This is a genomic window from Streptomyces sp. WG5 (assembly GCF_049974565.1).
GTDB lineage: Bacteria > Actinomycetota > Actinomycetes > Streptomycetales > Streptomycetaceae > Streptomyces.
The window spans coordinates 132,746-153,314 of record NZ_JBNGGC010000016.1 but is presented as its reverse complement, the minus strand read 5'-3'; the positions used below and the strand labels follow the sequence as shown (position 1 = coordinate 153,314).

Genomic DNA, 20,569 nt, shown 5'->3' with positions numbered 1-20,569 from the left:
GTGTTCGCTCGCCGCCCGGCGACCGAGTGACGGTCAGGAGTCCCCCGTGCGTCCCGTCCACTTCGCGGCCGCCCGCCGCACCCCGATCGGCAAGCTCCGCGGCGCCCTGTCCACCGTGCGGCCCGACGACCTCGCCGCCGTCGTGATCCGGGGCCTGGTCGCCGACGTGCCCGCACTCGACCCCGCACGCGTCGACGACGTCTACTGGGGCGCCGCCAACCAGGCGGGCGAGGACAACCGCAACGTCGCGCGCATGGCCGCCCTGCTCGCCGGCCTGCCCGCGTCCGTGCCCGGCGCCACGGTGAACCGGCTGTGCGCCTCCGGCCTGGAGGCCGTGACCACCGCGGCCCGCGCCATCGCCGCCGGCGAGGCCGACATCGTGCTCGCGGGCGGCTCGGAGTCGATGAGCCGCGCGCCCTTCGTGCTGCCCCGCCCCGACGAGGCCCTGCCGCACCGCATCGAGACCGCCGACACCAGACTCGGCTGGCGCCTGGTCAACCCGGCGATGAAGGACCTGCACGGACTGCTGGCCATGGGCGAGACCGCCGAGGAGGTCGCCGGACGGTACGGCGTGCCGCGCGAACGCCAGGACGCGTTCGCCCTGCGCAGCCACCGGCTGGCCGCCGAAGCCCGTACACGCGGACACTTCGACGCGGAGCTGCTCCCCGTCGAGCGTCCCGACGGCGTGGTCGTCGACACCGACGAGTGCGTCCGCGAGGACACGTCCCTGGAGAAGCTGGGCCGCCTGAAGCCCGTCTTCCGCCCCGGCGGCACGGTCACCGCGGGCAACGCCTCCCCGATGAACGACGGCGCCGCCGGCCTCCTCCTGGTCAGCGAGGAGGCCCTCGACGACCTGGGCCTGGAGTCCCTCGGACGCTACGTCGTCGGCGGCTCGGCGGGCGTCCACCCGGACGTCATGGGCATCGGCCCCGTCCCCGCCACCCGCAAGGTCCTCGCCCGGGCCGGCTGGAGCGTCGACGACGTCGCGGAGGCCGAGTTCAACGAGGCGTTCGCCGCCCAGGCCCTCGCCTGCGTGCACCAGCTGGGCATCGACCCGGACCTGGTCAACCCCAGCGGAGGTGCCATCGCGCTCGGCCACCCGCTCGGCTGCTCCGGCGCCCGCATCCTGACCACCCTGCTCCACCGCATGCGCCGCACGGGAGCGGCCCGCGGGCTCGCCACGATGTGCGTCGGCGTGGGGCAGGGCAGCGCGGTCCTCGTCGAACGGCACTAGGGACTGTCGAACGGCACGGGGAACCGGCCCGCCGCGAACCACCCACCCTCTGCAGAGCCGCAGCAAGGAAACGGAGCAACACCCCATGGCAACCCTCTCCGTCGCCGCCATCCTCGCCGAGAACGCCCGGCGCCGTCCCGACAAGGAGGCACTGGTCGAGGGCGACCTGCGGCTCACCTTCGCCGAGGTGTGGCAGCGGGCCCGGGCCCGGGCCGGCGCCCTCACCGGCCTGGGCGTCCGGCCGGGGGACCGGGTCGCGCTGATGGCGCCGAACACCGCCGACTTCCCCGTGGCCTACTACGCGATCGCCGCGACCGGTGGCGTCGTCGTACCGGTTCACCTGCTGCTGTCACCGGCCGAGGTCGAGCACGTCCTGCGCGACAGCGGCGCCACGCTGCTGCTGTGCCACCCGGCGCAGGCGGAGACCGGGGCGGCCGCCGCGCGGGAGGCGGGCGTACGGGTGATCACCCTCGGCGACGAGCTCGACAAGCTCGCGGCCGACGCCGAGCCGCTGCTCTCGTACGTCACCCGCGACGCCGACGACCCGGCCGTCGTCTTCTACACCAGCGGCACCACGGGCGTCCCCAAGGGAGCCGTGCTCAGCCACTTCAACCTGGTGATGAACGCGACCGTCAACGCCTTCGACGCCAACGACATCCGGCCCGACGACGTCGCGCTCGGCGCGCTCCCGCTGTTCCACGCCTTCGGCCAGACCGTCTCCCTGAACTCCACCTGGCGGGCGGGCGCCACCCTCGTCCTGCTGCCGCGCTTCGACGCGGCGCGCGCGATCGAACTGATGGTGAAGGAGGGGGTCAACACCTTCCACGGGGTGCCGACCATGTTCGTCGCACTCGCCGCCGCGGCGGCCGGGGCCGACGCCCTGCCCGGCCTGCGGGTGTGCGTCTCCGGCGGCGCCTCGCTGCCGGTCGCCGTGCTGGAGCGGTTCGAGGAGGCCTTCGGGGCCGCGGTCTACGAGGGGTACGGGCTGTCGGAGACCTCCCCGGCGGCGGCCGTGAACCAGCCGGTGTTCGGCGCCAAACCCGGCACGATCGGCCACCCCCTGTGGGGCGTGGACGTCGAGATCGCCCGCGCGGAGGCCGAGGACGGCATCGAGCTGCTGCCGCCCGGTGAGCTGGGCGAGGTCGTCGTGCGCGGCCACAACGTCTTCTCCGGCTACCTGGGCCGGCCCGAGGCCACCGCCGAGGCGCTCGTCGACGGCTGGTTCCGCACCGGCGACCTCGGCACCAAGGACGACGAGGGGTTCCTCAGGATCGTCGACCGGAAGAAGGACATCATCATCCGCGGCGGTTACAACGTGTATCCGCGCGAGGTCGAGGAGGTGCTGATGCGCCACCCCGGCGTCGCGCAGGTCGCCGTCATCGGCCTCCCGGACGAGCTGCACGGTGAGGAGGTGTGCGCCGTCGTCGTCCCCGCCCCCGGCGCGACGCCGGACGCCGCCGAGGTCACCGAGTGGTCCAAGCAGTACCTCGGCAGGTACAAGTACCCGCGCCGCGTGGAGTTCGCGGACGCGCTGCCGCTGGGCCCGAGCATGAAGGTGCTGAAGCGGGAGCTGCGGGTGCGGTACGCGGTCGACTGAGGGGCCACGTGGCGAGACGGCGCTTACGGCGTCGGTCGGGTGCGCATAGCATCAGTGCCCGCAATGGACATCATGACGCACTGGCACCTCACCGGCTGGGAGTTCGCCGCCCTCGCCTTCGCCGCCTTCCTCGTCGGCTTCTCCAAGACCGCCGTGAGCGGGGCCAACACGGTCAGCCTGGCGATCTTCGCGGCGATCCTGCCCGCCCGTGCCTCCACCGGCATCCTGCTGCCGGTCCTGATCGCGGGTGACGTCCTGGCCGTCCTCACGTACCGGCGCCACGCGCACTGGCCCACGCTGTGGCGGCTGTTCCCGGCCGTGGGGGCCGGCGTGGCCGTGGGCACCGTGTTCCTGGTGTGGGCGAACGACGCGCTCGTACGGACCTCGATCGGTGTGATCCTGCTGCTCATGGCCGCGGTGACGGTGTGGCGCCGACGGCAGGCCGACGCGGCCGGGCAGCCGGCCGAACAGCCGGACGGGACGACCTCGCGGGCCGGTCGCGTGAAGGCCCGCTCGTACGGCGTCCTCGGCGGTTTCACCACGATGGTCGCCAACGCGGGCGGTCCGGTGATGTCGATGTACCTGCTCTCCGCGGGCTTCCGGAAGCTGGGATTCCTGGGTACGTCGGCCTTCTTCTTCCTGATCGTCAACGTCTCCAAGCTCCCCTTCAGCGCCGGCCTCGGCCTGATCGACGGCCACTCGCTGGTCCTGGACGCCGCACTCGTGGTGTTCGTGGTGCCCGGTGCGTTCATCGGCACATGGGCTGTGAACCGGATCAACCAGCGCCTGTTCGAGCGGTTGGTGATCGCGGCGACGGTGGTGGGGGGCCTCCAGCTCCTGGTGCACTGACGGGCCCGTAGTCTCGACGCATGCCCTGCCCGGTCCCGTCGTCCAGCCCGCTGCCGTCCCCGTCCCGCCCCTCCCCGCACGTGCTGGTCCTCGGCGGCACCACCGAGGCCCGTCGGCTGGCCGCCGGCCTGACCGCGTGTCCCGGTGTCCGCGTCACCACCTCCCTCGCGGGACGCGTGACCCGGCCCGGCCCCCTCGCCGGTGCGGTACGGACCGGCGGCTTCGGCGGACCGGAAGGACTGGCCGCCTGGCTGCGCGCGCAGCACGTGGACGCCCTCGTCGACGCGACCCACCCCTTCGCCGGGACGATCACGGCGAACGCGGTCCGCGCCGCGGCGGCCACCGGCATCCCCGCGGTGATCCTGCGCCGCCCCGGCTGGCAGGCCGGTCCCGGTGACCACTGGCATCCGGTCGACTCCCTCGCCGAGGCGGCCGACCGGCTCCCGAGCCTCGGCCGCCGCGTGTTCCTGACCACCGGCCGCCTGGGCCTGGCCGCCTTCGCGCACCTGACCGGCCTCCACTTCGTCGTCCGCTCGGTGGAGCCCCCCGAGCCGCCCCTCCCGCCCGACACCCGTGTCGTCCTGGCCCGCGGCCCGTTCGCGGTGGCCGACGAGACGGCCCTCCTGCGCGATCACCGCATCGACGTCCTGGTGACCAAGGACAGCGGGGGAGCGGCCACCGCGGCCAAGCTCACGGCTGCCCGGGATCTGGCGCTGCCGGTGGTGATGGTGCGCAGGCCTCCGCTGCCGGAGGGCGTGCGGGTGGTGCCCGACGTGCCGGCGGTACTGGAGCGTCTGGGCCTCGGCGGACCGTGACCGCTCGGGACGGCGGAGGGCGACCGGTCCGGGCCACAGTGCGCACGAGCGCCGCGGGCGGGCGGCCGGCCCGGTCTCAGCGGACCGTGACCGGCTGCCGCACGCGGCCCGGCAGGCCGTTGCCCAGGTCCTCGACCAGCAGGCGCTTCGCGATGGAGTCGAGCGCGGCGCGCACTTCCGCGTCCGAGGGGCGGCCGACGTCCTGTTCCACCCGGTCCTCCAGCCAGGCGGTCCACGCCCGTCCGATGACCAGCGCCTCGCGGGCGCCCGCGTCGGTGTGGGAGAGCAGGGAGCCGTGACGGGTCAGGAAGCCCTCCTCGACCATGCGGTCGAAGACCGGCAGCAGGACCTCCGGCGGCATCCGGCGGCGGGCCGCGATCATGCCGAGGCCGGCGTGCCCGACCAGCCGGGTGAACAGCTCGACCTGCATGACGGCCCAGGCGCCGGCGATGTCGAGCCGGGTGTCGCTGTCCGCGATGATCCGGCGGGCGGTGTCCAGCTCCGTACTGCCGATGATCCTGCCGACGGCGGCCTCCAGTGCCCGCCTGCTGCTGGCGTCGTGCGGTGAGGCGAAGCCCTCGCCCATGTCGGTGGAGCCCATGCGGGCGCTGTCCCGCAGCTGAACCTGCTTGAGGAACAGGGCTACGAGGAAGCCGAGCGCCGCGACCGGCACCGTCCACAGGAACACGGTCTGGATGGTGTCCGCGTACGCGCCGATGACCGGCGCCGACGCGTCCGGCGGCAGCCGGTGCACGCCCTCCGGGCTGGTCGCCGCCCCGCCGATCACGTCCGGGTCGGCGGCACCGGTCTCCGCGGCGGCCATGACGCCGTCCCGCAGGTTGGGGCCGAGCGCGTTGGCGTAGATCGTGCCGAAGACCGCGGTGCCGAAGGCGCTGCCCAGCGTGCGGAAGAAGGTGACGCCGGAGGTCGCGGTGCCGAGGTCGGCGTAGTCGACGGTGTTCTGCACGGCGATGGTCAGCACCTGCATGGACAGGCCGATGCCCGTGCCGAGCACGAACATGTACAGCGACTCCAGCCAGGCACCCGTGGACGGGTCCATGAGCGACATCAGATACAGGCCGACGCCCATCACCAGGGTGCCCACGATCGGGAACAGCCGGTACCGCCCCGTTCTGCTGACCACGCTGCCGCTGAAGACCGACGCGATCAGCAGTCCGGCCACCATCGGCAGTGTCCGGACGCCCGAGACGGTGGCCGAGTCGCCGTCGACGTACTGCAGGTAGGTCGGCAGATACGTCAGCGCGCCGAGCATCGCGAAGCCGACGATGAAGCTGAGGACCGAGCAGACCGTGAACACCGGGTCGCGGAACAGCCGCATCGGCAGCATCGGTTCGTCCGCCCGGGTCTCCACCCAGCAGAACAGCCCGAGCGCGATCAGCCCTCCGGCGAACAGGCCGATGATCACCGCCGAGCCCCACGCGTACTCGTTGCCGCCCCAGCTCGTCGCCAGGATCAGCGCGCTCGCGCCGACCGCGACCAGGGCGATGCCCAGATAGTCGACGACGGGCCGGGCGGCCGACTTCACCACCGGGATGGTGCGGGCGGCGGCGATGACGACGACGATCGCGATGGGCACGTTGACGTAGAACGCCCAGCGCCAGGACAGGTGGTCGGTGAACAGCCCGCCCAGCAACGGCCCGATGACGGTCGCCACCCCGAACACCGCGCCGATGGCGCCCTGGTACTTGCCGCGCTCCCGCAGGGGGATGACGTCCGCGATCAGTGCCATCGAGGTGACCATCAGCCCGCCCGCGCCGATGCCCTGCATCGCCCGCCAGATGATCAGCAGCGGCATGGTCGTGGCCAGCCCGCACAGAAAGGAGCCCGTGATGAACACGATCGCCGAGACCTGGAAGACGACCTTGCGGCCGAACATGTCGCCGAACTTGCCGACCAGCACCGTCGCCACGGTCTCCGCGAGCAGGTAGGAGGTCACCACCCACGACATGTGCTCGCCGCCGCCCAGGTCCGACACGATCGTCGGCAGCGCGGTGCCGACGATGGTCTGGTCCAGGGCCGCCAGCAGCATGCCCAGCATGATCGTGACGAAGACGACGTTGCGGCGGCGCCTGTCCAGCACGGGCGGCTGGGCGGCGGCGGTCCGTGGCGTTTCCTCGGCGACTGTCACACGGTCACGATCACACCGGTGCACGGGCCACGCATGCGGGGGCGGTCCGCCCGTGTGCAGCCGCCGGACCGGCTGGGCAGCCCGCCCCGTCAGCCGTCGCCGGGGTTGCGCCGCAGCAGATACGTGTCCATGATCCAGCCCTTGCGCTCCCGCGCCTGTGCGCGCAGACGCTCGATGCGGGGCGCGGCCTCGGCGATCGGACCGGAGGCGAGGATCTCGTCCGGGGTGCCCAGGTAGGCGCCCCAGTAGATGTCGATGTCCTGATCCGCGTACTGCCGGAAGGCCTGATGGGCGTCGAGCATCACCACGACATCGTCCACGCCCTCCGGGAAGCCCTCCGAGAGCCGTCGCCCGGTGGTGATCTGCACCGGGCGCGCCACCCGGTTCAGCCCGGTGCGGTGCCGGGCGACGAGCGAGGAGACGCTGCTGACACCCGGCACGACGTCGTACTCGAACGCCACCGCGCCGCGCTCCGTGATCTCCTCCAGGATGCCCAGCGTGCTGTCGTACAGCGCGGGGTCGCCCCACACCAGGAACGCGCCGCTCTGGTCCTCGCCGAGTTCCTCGGCGATCAGCCGCTCGTAGATGCCGGCACGGGCGCTGCGCCAGTCCTCGACGGCGGGGGAGTACGCCGTGCCGCCCGCGCTCCGGTCCCGCTCGGGGTCGCGCGCCTCGACGATCCGGTACGTCCCCTCCGGTATGTGCGTCTCCAGCATGTCGAGGCGCAGCCGCACCAGGTCGGCCTTCACCTCGCCCTTGTCCAGGACGAAGAACACGTCCGTGCTCCGCAGCGCCCGGACCGCCTGCAGGGTCAGCTGGTCGGGGTCGCCCGCGCCGATACCGATCACATGAATCTTCCGCACCCCACGAGTCTGCCGTACGCCACCGACAGCGCCCCGGCCGGGCTCTCCTCAGCCCTGGCCGGGCTCTCCGCGGCCGGGCTCCCCCGATCCCGCGGTCGGCGGATCTCAACCCCGCAGCCGAGGCGCCCGCACTCCCGCGTCCACGGGCGCGCCGCCCTCCACGTCCCGCGCCAGCTCCCGGGCCCACCCGGCGAGCCGCCCCAGGTCCATCCCGTGGGGGCGGCCCCGCCCGGACGCCGAAGCCGCCCACTCCGTCACCGCCCCGGCCCCGCGCCGCAGCAGCCTCGCCCCGCCGGTGACGTTGCCGCGGGCCGCGTGCGTGAGCCCCACGGCCAGCTGGGCCATCCCCCGCCACAGCTCCCGTTCCTCCTCGGGGCCCGACTTCCAGGCGTCCTCGAAGACCTCGTGCGCGTGGAACGGCCGCCCCGCGTCCAGCAGCCGCTGGGCCTCGGCGACCGTCTCCCCGGGGGTCCGCACGACGCCTTCCGGCTGGCGGGGGACGCCGTCCGCGCCGTACGGCAGGGGGCGTCCGAGCCCGTCCCGCGGCCGGGCGTTGCGAGCGCGCCCCTCGCCGTCGCGGTCGCGCGCGTCCACCGGGCGGAGCGGGTCTGCGCTGTGTCGGGGGCTGTCGGCAGGGCTGTCCATGGGCCGATTGTCCCTCGACCGTGCCCGCGTAGGAGTGGCCCGGTGGGTGGGGTAAAGTTCTCTACGCGTGATCGCGCGGTTCGCCGCGTGTGAGTACGCCGGGACGTGGCGCAGCTTGGTAGCGCACTTGACTGGGGGTCAAGGGGTCGCAGGTTCAAATCCTGTCGTCCCGACTGGAGACAGTCGCAGGTCAGGGCCGATTTCGGAAGCATCCGAAATCGGCCCTTGATCGTTCTTGGGACCAGTGGGGACCGGCGTGCTCGACCCCGACCGGAGTCGGCGGGTCACGACGATCGGGCTCGGCGGCGAGCGTGGTGTGCGCACCACGCTGGAGCGGGCGGAGAACGCGGCGCCGGCGTCGTGCGGCGCACGCGGCCACACACGCATGTCCGCCCGGACGGGGAGGCAGATCCATTTGCCGCCCTCCCCGGTCGGAGGGACGATGAAAGTGCACTGCGGCGACCCACGGCCGGGACTGCACCCTCGGTCGTGCCCGCGGCCCGCACGCCTCACGTCCCGGCCCGTGACACAGCATCCGCGTTCCTGCGACGCCCACCGGGGGGTCCGGATGGCGAGAGTTCCGCGTGGCGTGGTCGATGCGCGCGGCCGGCAGGCCGTCGTGCACGACCACGAAGGTGCGCTGACGGCGCTGGACCTGGAGAACGGCGCACTGCTGTGGCGCCACGGGCCCAGCCTGCGACCGTGCGCGCTGCTCGCCGGTTCGGTCGTGACCCTGCGGATCAGCCCGACGCCGACGCTCGTGGTCGTGGTGCTCGACGCCGCGACCGGCGAGGACCGCTGGACTTCGGAGCCCGTCGACCTGCCGCCGTGGGCGCGTTGCACCCTCGACGACACCCGCGCCTTCACCCTGCGGACCGACGTGGCCGACGACGCCGTGGTGCTCCGTTGGACCGCCCGGACCTGGTACCGCGGGGGCGCCGCACCGAGCGCGCGCGTCCTGGAGGAGTCCCGGCGCGCGGCGCACGGAGCCGTGAGGGCCACTCTGGCGGACCCCCCTTCGCTGGACGTGCTCTCCGAGGCGGAAGCGGGGGCCGAGGCGCTCCCGGAGACGGCCGACGCCGATGTGCCACCCCCCGCCCCTCCGGTGGCTTCCTCCGGCCGGCAGTCCGCCGTAGTGGACCAGAGCCTGGTCGGCGACAGACGCATGGAACTCCTCCTTCGCCCCGGCTCCGGCGCCGTCGTCCTCACAGCCGTTGATTCCCGCACCGGCACGCTCGTTTGGGAGGTGGAACTGGACCCCGCGACCCCGAGGCGGGCCCCCAGGCTCCGGCCCTAGACGCCCCTTCGTCCCCACCGCACCATCCCACCCCGATCGGGGGTGCCATCATGGCCATCTCAACCGAAGAAGTCGCCCAGTCGAAGAACATCAGTGTCGCGCAGGTGCAGTCGCTGTGCCGTTCCCGAGGTACGACGAACGAGACGCTCGCGGCCCTGCCCGAGGCCGCGGTACGGCGGGCCCTGCTGCGCCTCGACTTCCCCGACCTGCCCACCGCCCGCGGGCTCTTCCGGGTCAAGCAGGAGCGCAGTGACGACGGAAACGTCCGGCCGCACGGTCTGGGCGAGGCCTACGTGCAGGTGGAGAGCCTGCTGAGTCGCGAGGCACCGTCCATGACCGCCGGTGTGCCGACCGGTCTGAACGGCCGGACCCGCCGGGCCGGACCGGCCCCGACGGCCGGCATGCAACTGTCCGACTGGGTGTGGCTCGGCCCTGGGAACATCGGCGGACGGACCCGCGGCATCGTGCTCGACCCGGCCGACCCGGACAGCATCTGGGCCGTGAGCGCCGGCGGCGGGGTGTGGCACACCGAGGACGGCGGTGCCCAATGGGCACCGGTCGACGACTTCCTGGAGAACCTCTCCTGCGGCTGCATCGCCGTGGACCCGTCCGACGCGTCCACGATGTACGTGGGGACGGGCGAGGCCTTCCACAACATCGACGCGATCCGGGGCAACGGCATCTTCCGCACCACCGACGCGGTCGCCTGGGCCCCGATCACGGCCACCCAGACCCCGGACTTCCAGTTCGTGAGCCGGATCGCGGTGTCGCGGGACGGGACGGTCGTCCTCGCCGCCACCTCCACCGGCCTCTTCCGCAGTGCCGACCCCGCGCGGGCCACCTGGACCAGGGTGCTCGGCCACCCGCTCGGTGACGTCCGATTCGATCCGCTGGACAGCGACAAGGCGGTCGCCGGGGCGCTGGGCGCCGGCGCGGCCTGGTTCAGCCGGGACGGGGGCCTCACGTGGGACCTCGCGACCGGCGGCCCGTGGAGCGGCCGGGTCGAGCTCGCGTACGCGGCGAAGGACCCGGACATCGTCTACGCGTCGGTCCAGATGTCCACCGGTCAGATCTGGCGGTCGCAGGACGGCGGAGCGTCCTACACGCGGAGGAAGACGCTGACCCCGGACGGTCTGCCGTCGGACTACCTCGGCGGTCAGGGCTGGTACGACAACGCCATCTGGGCCGGGGACCCGACCGACGCCGACCTGGTCGTCGTCGGCGGCATCGACCTGTACCGCAGCACCGACGGCGGCGACCATCTGGCCGAGATCAGCACCTGGTGGGAGCCCACCTCGGTCCACGCCGACCAGCACGCGATCGTCGCGCACCCCTCGTACGACGGGGTCACCAACCGCACGGTGTTCTTCGGCAACGACGGCGGTGTGTTCAGGGCGGACGACCTGGCGACGGTCGGCACCGAGCCGGAGCCCCCGTTCGTGAACGGGTGGACCGAGCTGGTGAACGACTACGGCGTGACGCAGTTCTACGCAGGGGCGGGCCACTCCGGCAGTGGGAAGATCATCGGCGGCGCGCAGGACAACGGTTCGCTCGTCTTCGACCCCGCCCTCGGCACCCAGGACTGGCGCGAGTTCTTCGGCGGTGACGGCGGCTGGTGCGCCTCCGACCCCACCGACCCCGACGTGTTCTACGGCGAGTACGTCTTCCTCAACATCCACCGCAACACCGACGGCGCCACCACCGAGGACACGCAGGGCGACCGCTACATCAGCGGCCAGTTCTTCGACTTCGCGACGCGCGACTGGGCCTGGAAGCAGGTGCCCTTCCGCATCCCGGACGCGAAGAACGAGAACGCGCTCTTCATCGCACCGTTCGTGCTCGATCCGAACGACGAGAACCGGATCCTGGCAGGTGGCCTGTCGCTGTGGCGGACCGACAACGCCAAGCAGCCCAACACTCCTGTCGACGGACCGGCCTGGCGGGCGATCAAGCCCGGCGCCGGCGCGTTGATCAGCGCGATCGCGGTGGCGCGCGGCAACTCGGACGTGGTGTGGGTGGGCCATGAGAACGGCATGGTCTTCCGCACCGCCAACGGCACCGCGGCGACGCCGGCCTGGGCACGCGTGGGCGCGACGGGACCGAGCGCGCTGGAGCCACGGCGCTTCTGCACCGGCATCACCGTGCACCCGACGGACCCGGACACCGCCTACGTCACCTTCGGCGGATACGAGCGTGGCAACCTGTGGGTGACCACGGACGCCGGTGCGGCCTGGACCGACCTCGCCACCGCTCTGCCGCGCGCGCCGATCCGGGCCCTGGCGGTGCACCCGCGGCGGACGGACCTGCTCTACTGCGGCACCGAGGTGGGGCTGTTCGCCAGCGAGGACGCCGGGGCGAGCTGGTCGCCGACGAACGAGGGCCCGACCAACTGCTCGGTCGACGACCTGTTCTGGATGGACGAGGTGCTCGTCTGCGTGACCCACGGTCGAGGGATGTTCCAGATCGACCTGTCGACGATCCCGTAAGGCGAGCACGCGATGGAGCCGTTTCTGATTCCGGTCGTGTTCCTCGCGGTGGCGGCCGCGTTCCTGCTGTCCGCCTCGGCCGGGTTCGGGGGCAGTCTGATCCTCGTTCCCACGCTGGCGCTGGTTCTCGGCACCAAGTCCGGGGTGGCACTGGCGGCCCTCCTGCTGGCCGCCAACAACCTGGTGAAGGTCTTCGCCTACCGGGCGACACTTCCCTTCCGCAAGGCCGCGGTCGTGATCCTGCTGGTCGCCGTGGGGGTCTTCCTGGGGGCCAAGTTGCTCGTCTCCGCCCCGGAACGGGCCGTGACGCTCGCGGTCATCGCGAGCTTCGCCGCCGCGTTCCTGGCGGAGACGTTCGATCTGACCCGCTGGCGGCGGGCCGGCTCCCCGCTGCTGGCCTTCGCCTCCGGTGCGACGTCCGGATTCAGCGGTACGTCCGGTCCCCTGAAGGGGCTCGCGGTCCGCGGACTGGATCTGGACCGCCTCCACCTCGTCGGCGCGCTCTCCCTGGTCTCGCTCGTCGGGGACGTCACGAAGACCGCCGTCTGGACGGATGCCGCACTGCTGACGGGCCGGGACTACCTCGTCGCCCTGGTGTGCGTGCCGCTGATGTTCGTCGCGACGTTCCTCGGCAGACGTTTCAACACCAGCATCGGTGAGCGGGGCTTTACGGGTCTGTTCTGGACCGTGATGGTCGGCTACACCGGGCGCCTGCTGGCCGGCCTGTGACCCTGACCGTCACCGCCCGAGTCCGCGGGAGGTGACGGCCGGTCCGGCCGGCGCGACGAACACCCCGAGGGTGAGGTACGCGAAGGCCGCGGCGGCGGAGGAGGCGGTCCGGCCGCGGCCGCTGTACCGGGATTCCGGTACGGCCTCTCGGTCAGTCTGGGACTGGTGCGAGTCGCAATGGCTTGCGGGAACTTTCAGAAAGGTCCTTGCCGCCCGGGCGGGCGGCTGCTTGACTCACCACCTCCGAGTGAGAGGAACGAGCCGACCCCCATGAGCATGGAGACTGACGTCCTCGTCCTGGGCGGCGCGGGTGTGGACACCGTCGTCCACGTCCCGGAACTGCCGCTCCCCTACGCCGACAGCTACATGATCCAGCCGGGCATCGTGACCCGGGCGGGCCAGAGCGGGGACTTCGTCGCGCTCGGCGTGAGCGCCCTGGGGCTGCGCACCCACCACATCGACGTCGTCGGCGCCGACCCCGAGGGTGACCTGGTGCGCGCGATGCACCGTGACCGGGGGATCCCCTTCACCGAGGTGCACTCCGCGGCGGGCACCAAGCGCGCGGTCAACCTGGTCGGTCCGGACGGCCGGCGGCTGTCCCTGTACGACAACACGCGCAGCCGGCAGACCGACCGGCTGCCCGAGGCCACCGTGCGCGCCCTCGCCGCCGCGAGCCGGCACGCCCACGTGGTGATCACGCACCCGTGCGCGTACGCCCTGCCGACGCTGCGCGAGTCCGGGGTCACCGTCTCGACGGACCTGCACGACTGGGACGGCGTCAATCCGTACCACGAGCCGTTCGCGCTCGCCGCGGACCTGGTCTTCCTGTCCACCACCGCCCTGGCCGACCCGGAGCACACCATGCGGGACATCGCCGCGCGCGGCCGGGCCCGGATCGTCGTGGCCACCGCCGGAGCCGAGGGCGCGTACCTGCTCGTCGACGGCGACCTCAGCCACGTACCCGCCGTCGCTCCTCCCGCTCCGGTGGTGGACTCCAACGGGGCGGGCGACGCCTTCGCCTCCGGCTTCCTGCTCGGCTGGCTGGAGGGCGAGGACCCGCTGCGCTGCGCGCGCTACGGATCCATCGCCGGCGCGCACGCCTGCACGGTGCCGTCGACCCGTGCCGACGCCCTCGCGCGTGACGCGCTCCTCGCCCGCGCGGCCGAGCCGGACGCCGTCGAAGAGGGTGCCGGGGTGCACGGTTGAGCAGGGCGCACGGTTGAGCGAGACCGAGGCCACCGTCGCCGGGCCCGGCCACGGACCGGACCGGTGGCTCCGGCAGAGGGCGACGGCCGCCCCGGGCGAGGAGGTTTCCGCAGGAGCCGCGCGAGTACCGGACGCCGGAGCGGAGCAGGGAAGCCGAGCGGAACGGCAGTGAGGTCCGCCGTGCCCGGCGGGTCTGACGGACCTCACGGATCTGACGGACCTGACTGAGGCGCCTCAGCGGGGGCCGCGCGCCCCCGCGGCGATCAGCAGGTCGGCCGTCTCGGGATGCGGTCCGTTCATCGCCCACTCCAGCGGGGACCAGCCGGTGCCGTGGTCCTCCCGGAGGTTCGGGTCGGCGCCGTGTTCGAGGAGGGCGCGTACCGCCTCGGTGTGACCCCAGCAGGACGCCCCGCACAGGGGCGTGCCCTCCGAGCCGATCCCGCTCTCGGTGTCGGGGGAGGCGCCGGCCGCCAGCAGCAGGCGGACGATGTCGGCGGCTCCGCTCACGGAGGCCAGGTAGAGCGGCGTGGTGCCCGCGGTGTCGGCCGTCTCGGCCGGCGCTCCGGCCCGCAGCGCCGCTCTCACCTCCGCGATGTCGCCGACCAGCGCGGCGTCGACGAGACGGCGGGACAGCTTCTTGTGCCGTCGTCTGTTCACGGGGCCTCCACGACCGGTGGCTCGCCGCGCGGCAGGCTCAGGGCGGTGCGCAGTGCCGCGGCCCGCGCGGCACCGATGCGGTCGGCCAGGACGTTCTCGATGACGTCGAGGGTGGCCTGGGCACGCTGGTGGACACGGGTGCCCTCCGCGGTGATGCGGATCAGGCGGTTGCGTGCCGAGGTGGGGTCCGGTACCTGTTCCAGCAGACCCAGCCCCACCATGCCGTGCACGGCCTGGTGGGCGGTCTGACGGGTGACGCCGAGGCGGCGGGCGAGCTCGGCGACCGTGGTGCCCTCCGCGTCCAGGAGGGCGAGGACCTGGCCCTGGGCGCTGCTCAGCGGCTGCTCGCCGGCTGCCCGCATGCTCGCCATCAGCGCGTCGTCGAACCAGCGCTTGGCCCCGGCCAGCAGCAGGGGCATGTTCTGTGCGGTTTCCGTCATGTCTCCTCGGGTTCCTCCGCTCCGAGCATACGGGCAGCTCCGCCCGGCGTTTCCTCCTTTTCCCGGGCAGCAGCTTGTCGCCACCCTGTGATGTCAGGTAGCCTGACGGTCACGTGAACGTCAGGTAGCCTGACGTTCTTGTCGACCGGAGGCTCCCATGACCATCGAATTCGCCAGGCGCTCCCACTCGCTCATCCCCGCCGAACCCGGCAAGCCGTACTTCATCGAGAAGGGCATGGGTGACCGCGCCCACCTCTTCGGCGACCTGTTCACGATCTACGCGGGCGGACCGCAGACCGAGCACACCTTCAACTTCTTCACCTGCGACGGTCCCAAGGGCGACATCATCCCGGCCCACTCCCACCCCGACACCTACGAGGTCTTCTTCGTCACCCAGGGCGCCGTCCGGCTCTTCGTCGAGGACCTCGAGGGTGAGCAGCAGGAGAAGCTGCTCACCGTCGGCGACTTCGGCTTCGTACCGAAGAACTGCCCGCACGCCTACCGCATCGAGCGCCACCACAGCCAGATAGTCGGCGTCGCGGCCGGTCCCGGCGGCACCTTCGAGCGGTTCTTCGAGACCCTCGGCACCGAGACCGACGAACTCGGCCTGCCCAAGCGCCCGTTCGTGCCGGAGCCGCACAGGTTCGGCACCGTGCCGCAGCAGTACGACGTGACCTTCCTGCCCGACCACCAGTGGCGAACGGAAAGCTGAGAACACGATGGCGTACGCATGGGCGCTGCTGGCCGGCGTTCTCGTGGGCGCGCTCTACGCCGCCCTGAAGGTGAGGTCCCCGGCGCCTCCGCCGGTCGCCCTGTTCGGCCTGCTGGGCATGCTCGCGGGCCAGGCCCTGCTGGGGGCGCTGTGAGGTCCGTACTCGCTCGTGCGCGCGGCCCTGCCGTGAGCCTGCTGGCCGGGCTGCTGATGGGGGCCGTCTACTGGGCCCTCGGCCTCACCTCACCCGCCCCGCCCCTGATCGGCCTGACCGGACTGCTCGGCATCGTGCTGGGCGAGCGCGCCGTCACCCGGCTGCGCGACCGTACGGCCGCGTCGAGGAACCACACCCGGAAGGAAGAGCCCCATGACGGTCCCCACTGAAGGCCCCGGCCTCGTCGACGTCCACGCCCACTTCGTCACCGAGTCCTACGTGCGCCGGGCGAAGGCCGCCGGCCACGAACTGCCCGACGGCGTGCCCGCCTGGCCCTCCTGGTCCGCCGAAGCGCACCTGGAGCTGATGGACAGAAACGGCATCCGCACCTCGGTCCTCTCCGTCTCGTCGCCCGGCGTGCACTTCGGCGACGACACCGCCGCCCGCGGCCTCGCCCGCGAGGTCAACGAGGACGCCGCCCGCACCGCCGCCGAACACCCCGGCCGCTTCGGCTTCTTCGCCTCCCTGCCGCTGCCGGACGTGGACGGCGCCCTCGCGGAGATCGCGTACGCCTTCGACGAACTCGGCGCCGACGGAGTGGTGCTGGAGACCAACACCCACGGGGTGTACCTGGGCGACGCGCGGCTGGAGCCCGTCCTCGCCGAACTCGGCCGCCGCCGCGCGGTCGTCTTCCTGCACCCGACCTCCCCGGTGTGCTGGGAGAGGTCGGCGCTCGGACGGCCGCGCCCCATGGTCGAGTTCGTCTTCGACACCGCGCGTACCGTCACCGACCTGCTCATGGCCGGCACCCTGGAACGCCACCCCGGCCTCGAGGTGATCGTCCCGCACTGCGGTGGCGCGCTGCCCGCCCTCGCCGACCGCATCAACGGCTTCATGAAGCTCTTCCTGCCGTCCGGTGCGGACGGCGCCCCCGACGCGGTGCGGCAACTGCGCCGCCTGCACTACGACATGGCCGGCCCCGCCTTCCCGCGCCAGGTCCCCGCGCTGCTCGGGCTCGTCGAACCGGACCGGCTCCTGTACGGCAGCGACTACTGCTGGACCCCGGCGCACGGTGTGGACGCCCACATAGCCTCCGTCGAAGCGGCCCCGGTGCCGTCGGGCGCGGCCGGCTGGCGGGACCTGACGACGGCCAACGCGCACCGACTGCTGCCCCGCCTCGCCGTCCGCCCGCCCCGCACCCCCGGGAAGTGACCTCGTGCACCCCGCACTCGCCCCGTTCCTCGCCCCGCCCGACCCCGCGGCGCTGCCCCTGCCGACCGCGGCGCACCCCGCGGACGGCGTACGGCTCCTGCGCGCCGTCCCGTACGCCGTCCGCGACGGCAGCCGCCCCCTGGAACTCGACCTGTGGCTCCCCGAGGAGCCGGCCGCCGGCCCGCCGCCCGTGATCCTCTTCGTCCACGGCGGCGCGTGGCGCACCGGACTGCGCGACGACCTCGGCCCACGCTTCCGCGACCGGCGGCCCGGCCCCTTCGCCCGCCTCGTGCGAGCCGGGTTCGCCGTCGCCTGCCCCGACTACCGGCTCAGCGGCGAAGCCGCCTTCCCGGCCCCGTTGGACGACCTGTCGGCGGCGCTGGTCTGGCTGCGCACCCGCGCCGCGGAACTCGGCGTCGACGCCGACCGCGTCGTCGCCTGGGGCGAGTCCGCGGGCGGCCACCTCGCCGCGCTCCTCGCCCTGACGGCCGCCCCGGCCGCCGTGCGCGGCTGCGTCGTCTGGTACGGCCCCACCGACCTCACCGCCGCGCCCCCGCACACGCCCGAGGCGGCACTCCTCGGCGCCCCCGCCGCCGACGCCCCGGACCGGGCCCGCTCTGCCAGCCCGCTCGCCCGGGTCGCACCCGGCGCCCCGCCGTTCCTCATCCTCCACGGAGCCGAGGACACGGTCGTCCCCGTCGCCCAGGGGGAGGCACTCGCCGCGGCACTGCGCGCGGTGGGCACGGAGGCCGGCTTCCGGGCCGTCCCCGGCGCCGACCACCTGTGGGCCGGAGCGGCCGAACAGGACGTCGAGGACTGCTTCACCGCCTCCCTCGACTTCGTACGCGACCGGACCAGGTGATAGAAGCGGGCATGACCAACTTGCCCCACACCGCGCCCCCGAAGGGCCCCCGGCCGGACGGCCGCCGATGACCGCCGGCATCGACACCCCGGACCGCCGGGGCCGCACCGGACTCGACCGGGCGGGCCGGGACCTGACCGGCAACCCCCGGGTCAAGGTCCGGGACGTACGGCTCCTCTCCAGCCACTGGTACGTCGAACGCACCACGACCTTCGACATCCAGCGGGCCGACGGCACCTGGAGCACCCAGGAGCGCGAGACCCACGACCGCGGCAACGGCGCCACCGTGCTGCTCCACGACGCGGAACGCGGAACCGTGCTGCTCACCCGCCAGTTCCGCCTCCCCGTCTACGTCAACGGGCACCCCGACGGCATGCTGATCGAGACACCCGGCGGGCTGCTCGACGACGAGGACGAGCACCCCGAGGTCGCCGTGCGGCGCGAGGTCGTCGAGGAGACCGGGCACACCGTCGGCGAGGTCCGGCACGTGTTCGACGTCTACATGAGCCCCGGTTCGGTCACCGAACGCGTCAGTTTCTACGCCGCCGCCTACGGCCCCGCCACCCGCACCCACGAGGGCGGCGGCCTCGACGAGGAGGGCGAGGACATCGAGACCCTCGAACTGCCCTTCGGCCGGGCCCTGGAGATGATCCGCACCGGCGAGATCGCCGACGCGAAGACCATCATGCTGCTCCAGTGGGCCGCGCTGGAGGGTCCCTTCTCCCGGCCCCTTCGGGAAGACACCCGGCAAGACACCCGGAACGTCATCCGCGAAGACACGCGAGACGCTTGACGTGAAGTGCGCTTCAAACTGAAGACTCCCCTTCGTGCCCGGACGACCGGGCACGAAGGGGAGGACCACCATGAAGTACCGCACCATCGGCACCGATCCGGCCCACCGCCGTGAGGTGAGCGTGCTCGCGCTCGGCGCGATGCTGTTCGGCTCGCTGACCGACGAGAAGACCTCCTTCGCCGTCCTCGACCGCTACGTCGAGGCCGGCGGGAACTTCATCGACACGTCCGACAACTACGCCTTCTGGACCGATGGCGGCCAGGGCGGCCAGAGCGAGGAACTCCTCGGCCGCTGGCGGCGCAGCCGCGGCATCGGCGACGAGATCGTCATCGCCACCAAGCTCGGCGCCCGCCCGCTCGCCCCCGGCACCAGCTACACCGACAACGCGGAGGGCCTGTCGGCCAAGGTGATCCGCGAGGCCGCCGAGCGCAGCCGGGAACGGCTCGGCGTCGACAAGCTCGACCTGCTGTACGCGCACATCGACGACCACACCGTGCCGCAGCGCGAGACCGTCGAGGGGTTCGGGGAGCTGGTCGCGGAGGGCACGGTCGGACTGCTCGGCGTCAGCAACCAGGCGATGTGGCGCGTGGAGCGGGCCCGCGCGCTCGCCGCCGCGGCCGGCCTGCCCGGCTACGAGGTGCTCCAGTACCAGCACAGCCACCTGCGGCCCCGCTTCGACGTGCCCGGCGACCTCTTCCCGGACGGCAGCCTCGGCCACGCCGGCCCGGAACTCCTCGGCTACCTGCGGGCCGAGCCCGCCCTGACCCTGGTCGCCTACTCGCCGCTGCTCGCAGGGGCGTACGTCCGCGAGGACAAGCCCCTGCCCCCGGACTACGACCACCCGGGCACCCCGGTCCGGCTCGCGGTGCTCCGCGACATCGCCCGGGAGACCGGCGCGAGCGTCAACCAGGTCGTCCTCGCCTGGCAGATCGGCGCCGAACTGCCGATCGTCCCGCTGGCCGGGGCGTCGTCGGTGGCGCAGCTGGAGGAGAACCTGGCCGCCGTGGACCTGGACCTCACCCCGGAGCAGCGGGCCCGGCTGGACCGGGCCCACTGACCGGCGTCACGGCCTGACCAGCAGCTGGAAGTCGAACGCGTACCGGGACGCGCGGTATATGTGCGTCCCGTACTCGACCGGCCGCCCGGTGTCGTCGTACGCCGTGCGCGTCATGGTCAGCAGTGCGGCACCCTCCTCCTCGTCCAGGCGGCCCGCCTCCTCGCGGGTGGCCGAGCGGGCGCCCACGGTCTGGCGGGCGCTGTGCAGGGTGATGCCGCAGGCGCGCATCATCCGGTACAGGCCGGTCGACTCCAGCCGGGCGTCGTCGAGCTCCAGCAGCGTCACCGGCAGGTAGTTGCACAGCAGTGCCACCGGCCGGCCGTGGGTGAGGCGCAGCCGCTCCAGGACGGTGACCTCGCCGCCCTCCGCGATGCCGAGGGCCGCCGCCACGTCGGCGGAGGCGGGCACGCCCTCGTTGCGCACCACCCGCGTGCTGGGTCCCTGCCCGGCCGCCTCCAGGTCGTCGTAGAGACTGCTCAGCTCCAGGGGGCGCCTGACCTGGCTGTGCACCACCTGCGTGCCGACCCCGCGCCGCCGGACCAGGAGGCCCTTGTCGACCAGGGACTGGATGGCCTGGCGGACGGTCGGCCGGGACAGGCCCAGGCGGACGGAGAGGTCGACCTCGTTGCCCAGCAGATTGCCCGGGGCGAGGACGCCGTGCTCGATCGCCGCCTCCAACTGCTGGGCGAGCTGGTAGTACAGCGGCACCGGACTGGCCCGGTCCAGGGCGAACTCCAGGGTGCTGAGCGCGGGGGCGGTCACGGCACGTGCGGGGTCGCCGGTCCTCGCCATGGACGTACCTCCTTGCGTGG

General features: G+C 73.0%; 21 protein-coding genes and 1 tRNA gene. 16 read left to right on the top strand and 6 right to left on the bottom strand.

The features are described from left to right. The first annotated feature begins 46 nt into the window (after positions 1-46). The 4 genes from ACP4IX_RS19140 to ACP4IX_RS19125 all read left to right on the top strand — a co-directional run bounded on the left by ACP4IX_RS19140 (position 47) and on the right by ACP4IX_RS19125 (position 4,495). Complete coding sequence (locus ACP4IX_RS19140; RefSeq protein WP_426556198.1) at positions 47-1,234, top strand: thiolase family protein; 1,188 nt, start codon at positions 47-49, stop codon at positions 1,232-1,234. A gap of 85 nt (positions 1,235-1,319) precedes the next feature. After that, positions 1,320-2,831 (top strand): long-chain-fatty-acid--CoA ligase, encoded by a 1,512-nt coding sequence (locus ACP4IX_RS19135; RefSeq protein WP_426521721.1) that lies wholly within the window; start codon positions 1,320-1,322, stop codon positions 2,829-2,831. Between the two features lie 63 nt (positions 2,832-2,894). Beyond that, a complete protein-coding gene (locus ACP4IX_RS19130; protein ID WP_426521720.1) occupies positions 2,895-3,680 on the top strand; it encodes a sulfite exporter TauE/SafE family protein in 786 nt (261 codons plus the stop codon). Positions 3,681-3,700: 20 nt separating this feature from the next. Continuing rightward, a complete protein-coding gene (locus ACP4IX_RS19125; RefSeq protein ID WP_426521719.1) occupies positions 3,701-4,495 on the top strand; it encodes a cobalt-precorrin-6A reductase in 795 nt (264 codons plus the stop codon). 76 nt (positions 4,496-4,571) lie between these two features. On the opposite strand, the gene ACP4IX_RS19120 is transcribed toward ACP4IX_RS19125, so the two are convergent. The 3 genes from ACP4IX_RS19120 to ACP4IX_RS19110 form a co-directional block, all read right to left on the bottom strand. Beyond that, the gene (locus ACP4IX_RS19120) at positions 4,572-6,644 is read right to left on the bottom strand and encodes an MDR family MFS transporter (protein ID WP_426521718.1); all 2,073 of its coding nucleotides are present in this window, start codon (positions 6,642-6,644) and stop codon (positions 4,572-4,574) included. Between the two features lie 89 nt (positions 6,645-6,733). Beyond that, positions 6,734-7,507 (bottom strand): precorrin-6A synthase (deacetylating), encoded by a 774-nt coding sequence (cobF, locus tag ACP4IX_RS19115; RefSeq protein ID WP_426521717.1) that lies wholly within the window; start codon positions 7,505-7,507, stop codon positions 6,734-6,736. Between the two features lie 105 nt (positions 7,508-7,612). Next, positions 7,613-8,152 (bottom strand): DUF309 domain-containing protein, encoded by a 540-nt coding sequence (locus ACP4IX_RS19110; protein WP_426521716.1) that lies wholly within the window; start codon positions 8,150-8,152, stop codon positions 7,613-7,615. A 99-nt stretch (positions 8,153-8,251) separates the two neighbouring features. Here ACP4IX_RS19110 and ACP4IX_RS19105 point away from each other — a divergent pair. The 5 genes from ACP4IX_RS19105 to ACP4IX_RS19085 all read left to right on the top strand — a co-directional run bounded on the left by ACP4IX_RS19105 (position 8,252) and on the right by ACP4IX_RS19085 (position 13,870). Next, positions 8,252-8,325 (top strand) — tRNA-Pro (locus ACP4IX_RS19105). Positions 8,326-8,741: 416 nt separating this feature from the next. After that, positions 8,742-9,449, top strand: coding sequence for a PQQ-binding-like beta-propeller repeat protein (locus ACP4IX_RS19100; RefSeq protein ID WP_426556197.1), 708 nt, complete (start codon positions 8,742-8,744; stop codon positions 9,447-9,449). A 50-nt stretch (positions 9,450-9,499) separates the two neighbouring features. Next, on the top strand, positions 9,500-11,935 hold the full coding sequence (locus ACP4IX_RS19095) for a WD40/YVTN/BNR-like repeat-containing protein (protein ID WP_426556196.1): 2,436 nt from the start codon (positions 9,500-9,502) through the stop codon (positions 11,933-11,935). A gap of 12 nt (positions 11,936-11,947) precedes the next feature. After that, the gene (locus ACP4IX_RS19090) at positions 11,948-12,664 is read left to right on the top strand and encodes a TSUP family transporter (RefSeq protein ID WP_426556195.1); all 717 of its coding nucleotides are present in this window, start codon (positions 11,948-11,950) and stop codon (positions 12,662-12,664) included. A 270-nt stretch (positions 12,665-12,934) separates the two neighbouring features. Beyond that, positions 12,935-13,870, top strand: coding sequence for an adenosine kinase (locus ACP4IX_RS19085; RefSeq protein ID WP_426556194.1), 936 nt, complete (start codon positions 12,935-12,937; stop codon positions 13,868-13,870). Between the two features lie 234 nt (positions 13,871-14,104). On the opposite strand, the gene ACP4IX_RS19080 is transcribed toward ACP4IX_RS19085, so the two are convergent. Continuing rightward, entirely contained in the window at positions 14,105-14,527 is a 423-nt protein-coding gene (locus tag ACP4IX_RS19080) for an ankyrin repeat domain-containing protein (RefSeq protein WP_426521711.1), read from the bottom strand. Then, the gene (locus tag ACP4IX_RS19075) at positions 14,524-14,967 is read right to left on the bottom strand and encodes a MarR family winged helix-turn-helix transcriptional regulator (protein WP_426521710.1); all 444 of its coding nucleotides are present in this window, start codon (positions 14,965-14,967) and stop codon (positions 14,524-14,526) included. Before ACP4IX_RS19075 ends, ACP4IX_RS19080 begins: the two co-directional genes overlap by 4 nt. A 157-nt stretch (positions 14,968-15,124) precedes the next feature. Here ACP4IX_RS19075 and ACP4IX_RS19070 point away from each other — a divergent pair, with 157 nt between their 5' ends. The 7 genes from ACP4IX_RS19070 (at position 15,125) to ACP4IX_RS19040 (ending at position 19,757) form a co-directional block, all read left to right on the top strand. Beyond that, positions 15,125-15,679 carry a quercetin 2,3-dioxygenase gene (locus ACP4IX_RS19070; protein WP_426521709.1) on the top strand — a complete coding sequence of 185 codons (555 nt, stop codon included), beginning with the start codon at positions 15,125-15,127 and terminating at the stop codon, positions 15,677-15,679. A 7-nt stretch (positions 15,680-15,686) separates the two neighbouring features. Continuing rightward, on the top strand, positions 15,687-15,833 hold the full coding sequence (locus ACP4IX_RS19065; protein WP_426521708.1) for a DUF1427 family protein: 147 nt from the start codon (positions 15,687-15,689) through the stop codon (positions 15,831-15,833). Positions 15,834-15,865: 32 nt separating this feature from the next. Continuing rightward, positions 15,866-16,063 carry a DUF1427 family protein gene (locus tag ACP4IX_RS19060; protein ID WP_426521707.1) on the top strand — a complete coding sequence of 66 codons (198 nt, stop codon included), beginning with the start codon at positions 15,866-15,868 and terminating at the stop codon, positions 16,061-16,063. Continuing rightward, positions 16,047-17,045, top strand: a complete 999-nt coding sequence (locus ACP4IX_RS19055; RefSeq protein WP_426521706.1) for an amidohydrolase family protein — start codon at positions 16,047-16,049, stop codon at positions 17,043-17,045. The genes ACP4IX_RS19060 and ACP4IX_RS19055 overlap by 17 nt, the downstream gene beginning before the upstream one ends. 4 nt (positions 17,046-17,049) lie before the next feature. Further along, positions 17,050-17,907, top strand: coding sequence for an alpha/beta hydrolase fold domain-containing protein (locus tag ACP4IX_RS19050; protein ID WP_426556193.1), 858 nt, complete (start codon positions 17,050-17,052; stop codon positions 17,905-17,907). A gap of 67 nt (positions 17,908-17,974) precedes the next feature. After that, positions 17,975-18,700 carry an NUDIX domain-containing protein gene (locus tag ACP4IX_RS19045; protein WP_426556192.1) on the top strand — a complete coding sequence of 242 codons (726 nt, stop codon included), beginning with the start codon at positions 17,975-17,977 and terminating at the stop codon, positions 18,698-18,700. 70 nt (positions 18,701-18,770) lie between these two features. Further along, entirely contained in the window at positions 18,771-19,757 is a 987-nt protein-coding gene (locus ACP4IX_RS19040; protein WP_426521703.1) for an aldo/keto reductase, read from the top strand. A gap of 6 nt (positions 19,758-19,763) precedes the next feature. Here the strand turns inward: ACP4IX_RS19040 and ACP4IX_RS19035 are convergent, their stop codons facing one another. After that, positions 19,764-20,549: a GntR family transcriptional regulator gene (locus ACP4IX_RS19035; protein WP_426556191.1), complete on the bottom strand. Its 786-nt coding sequence runs from the start codon at positions 20,547-20,549 to the stop codon at positions 19,764-19,766. Between the last annotated feature and the right edge of the window lie 20 nt (positions 20,550-20,569).

Coding starts and splice junctions, on each gene's coding strand:
- ACP4IX_RS19110 (WP_426521716.1), bottom strand. CDS start 8,152: ATGGACAGCCCTGCCGACAGCCCCCGACACAGCGCAGACCCGCTCCGC.
- ACP4IX_RS19130 (WP_426521720.1), top strand. CDS start 2,895: ATGGACATCATGACGCACTGGCACCTCACCGGCTGGGAGTTCGCCGCC.
- ACP4IX_RS19070 (WP_426521709.1), top strand. CDS start 15,125: ATGACCATCGAATTCGCCAGGCGCTCCCACTCGCTCATCCCCGCCGAA.
- ACP4IX_RS19045 (WP_426556192.1), top strand. CDS start 17,975: ATGACCGCCGGCATCGACACCCCGGACCGCCGGGGCCGCACCGGACTC.
- ACP4IX_RS19090 (WP_426556195.1), top strand. CDS start 11,948: ATGGAGCCGTTTCTGATTCCGGTCGTGTTCCTCGCGGTGGCGGCCGCG.
- ACP4IX_RS19035 (WP_426556191.1), bottom strand. CDS start 20,549: ATGGCGAGGACCGGCGACCCCGCACGTGCCGTGACCGCCCCCGCGCTC.
- ACP4IX_RS19135 (WP_426521721.1), top strand. CDS start 1,320: ATGGCAACCCTCTCCGTCGCCGCCATCCTCGCCGAGAACGCCCGGCGC.
- ACP4IX_RS19095 (WP_426556196.1), top strand. CDS start 9,500: ATGGCCATCTCAACCGAAGAAGTCGCCCAGTCGAAGAACATCAGTGTC.
- ACP4IX_RS19085 (WP_426556194.1), top strand. CDS start 12,935: ATGAGCATGGAGACTGACGTCCTCGTCCTGGGCGGCGCGGGTGTGGAC.
- ACP4IX_RS19040 (WP_426521703.1), top strand. CDS start 18,771: ATGAAGTACCGCACCATCGGCACCGATCCGGCCCACCGCCGTGAGGTG.
- ACP4IX_RS19055 (WP_426521706.1), top strand. CDS start 16,047: ATGACGGTCCCCACTGAAGGCCCCGGCCTCGTCGACGTCCACGCCCAC.
- ACP4IX_RS19075 (WP_426521710.1), bottom strand. CDS start 14,967: ATGACGGAAACCGCACAGAACATGCCCCTGCTGCTGGCCGGGGCCAAG.
- ACP4IX_RS19065 (WP_426521708.1), top strand. CDS start 15,687: ATGGCGTACGCATGGGCGCTGCTGGCCGGCGTTCTCGTGGGCGCGCTC.
- ACP4IX_RS19125 (WP_426521719.1), top strand. CDS start 3,701: ATGCCCTGCCCGGTCCCGTCGTCCAGCCCGCTGCCGTCCCCGTCCCGC.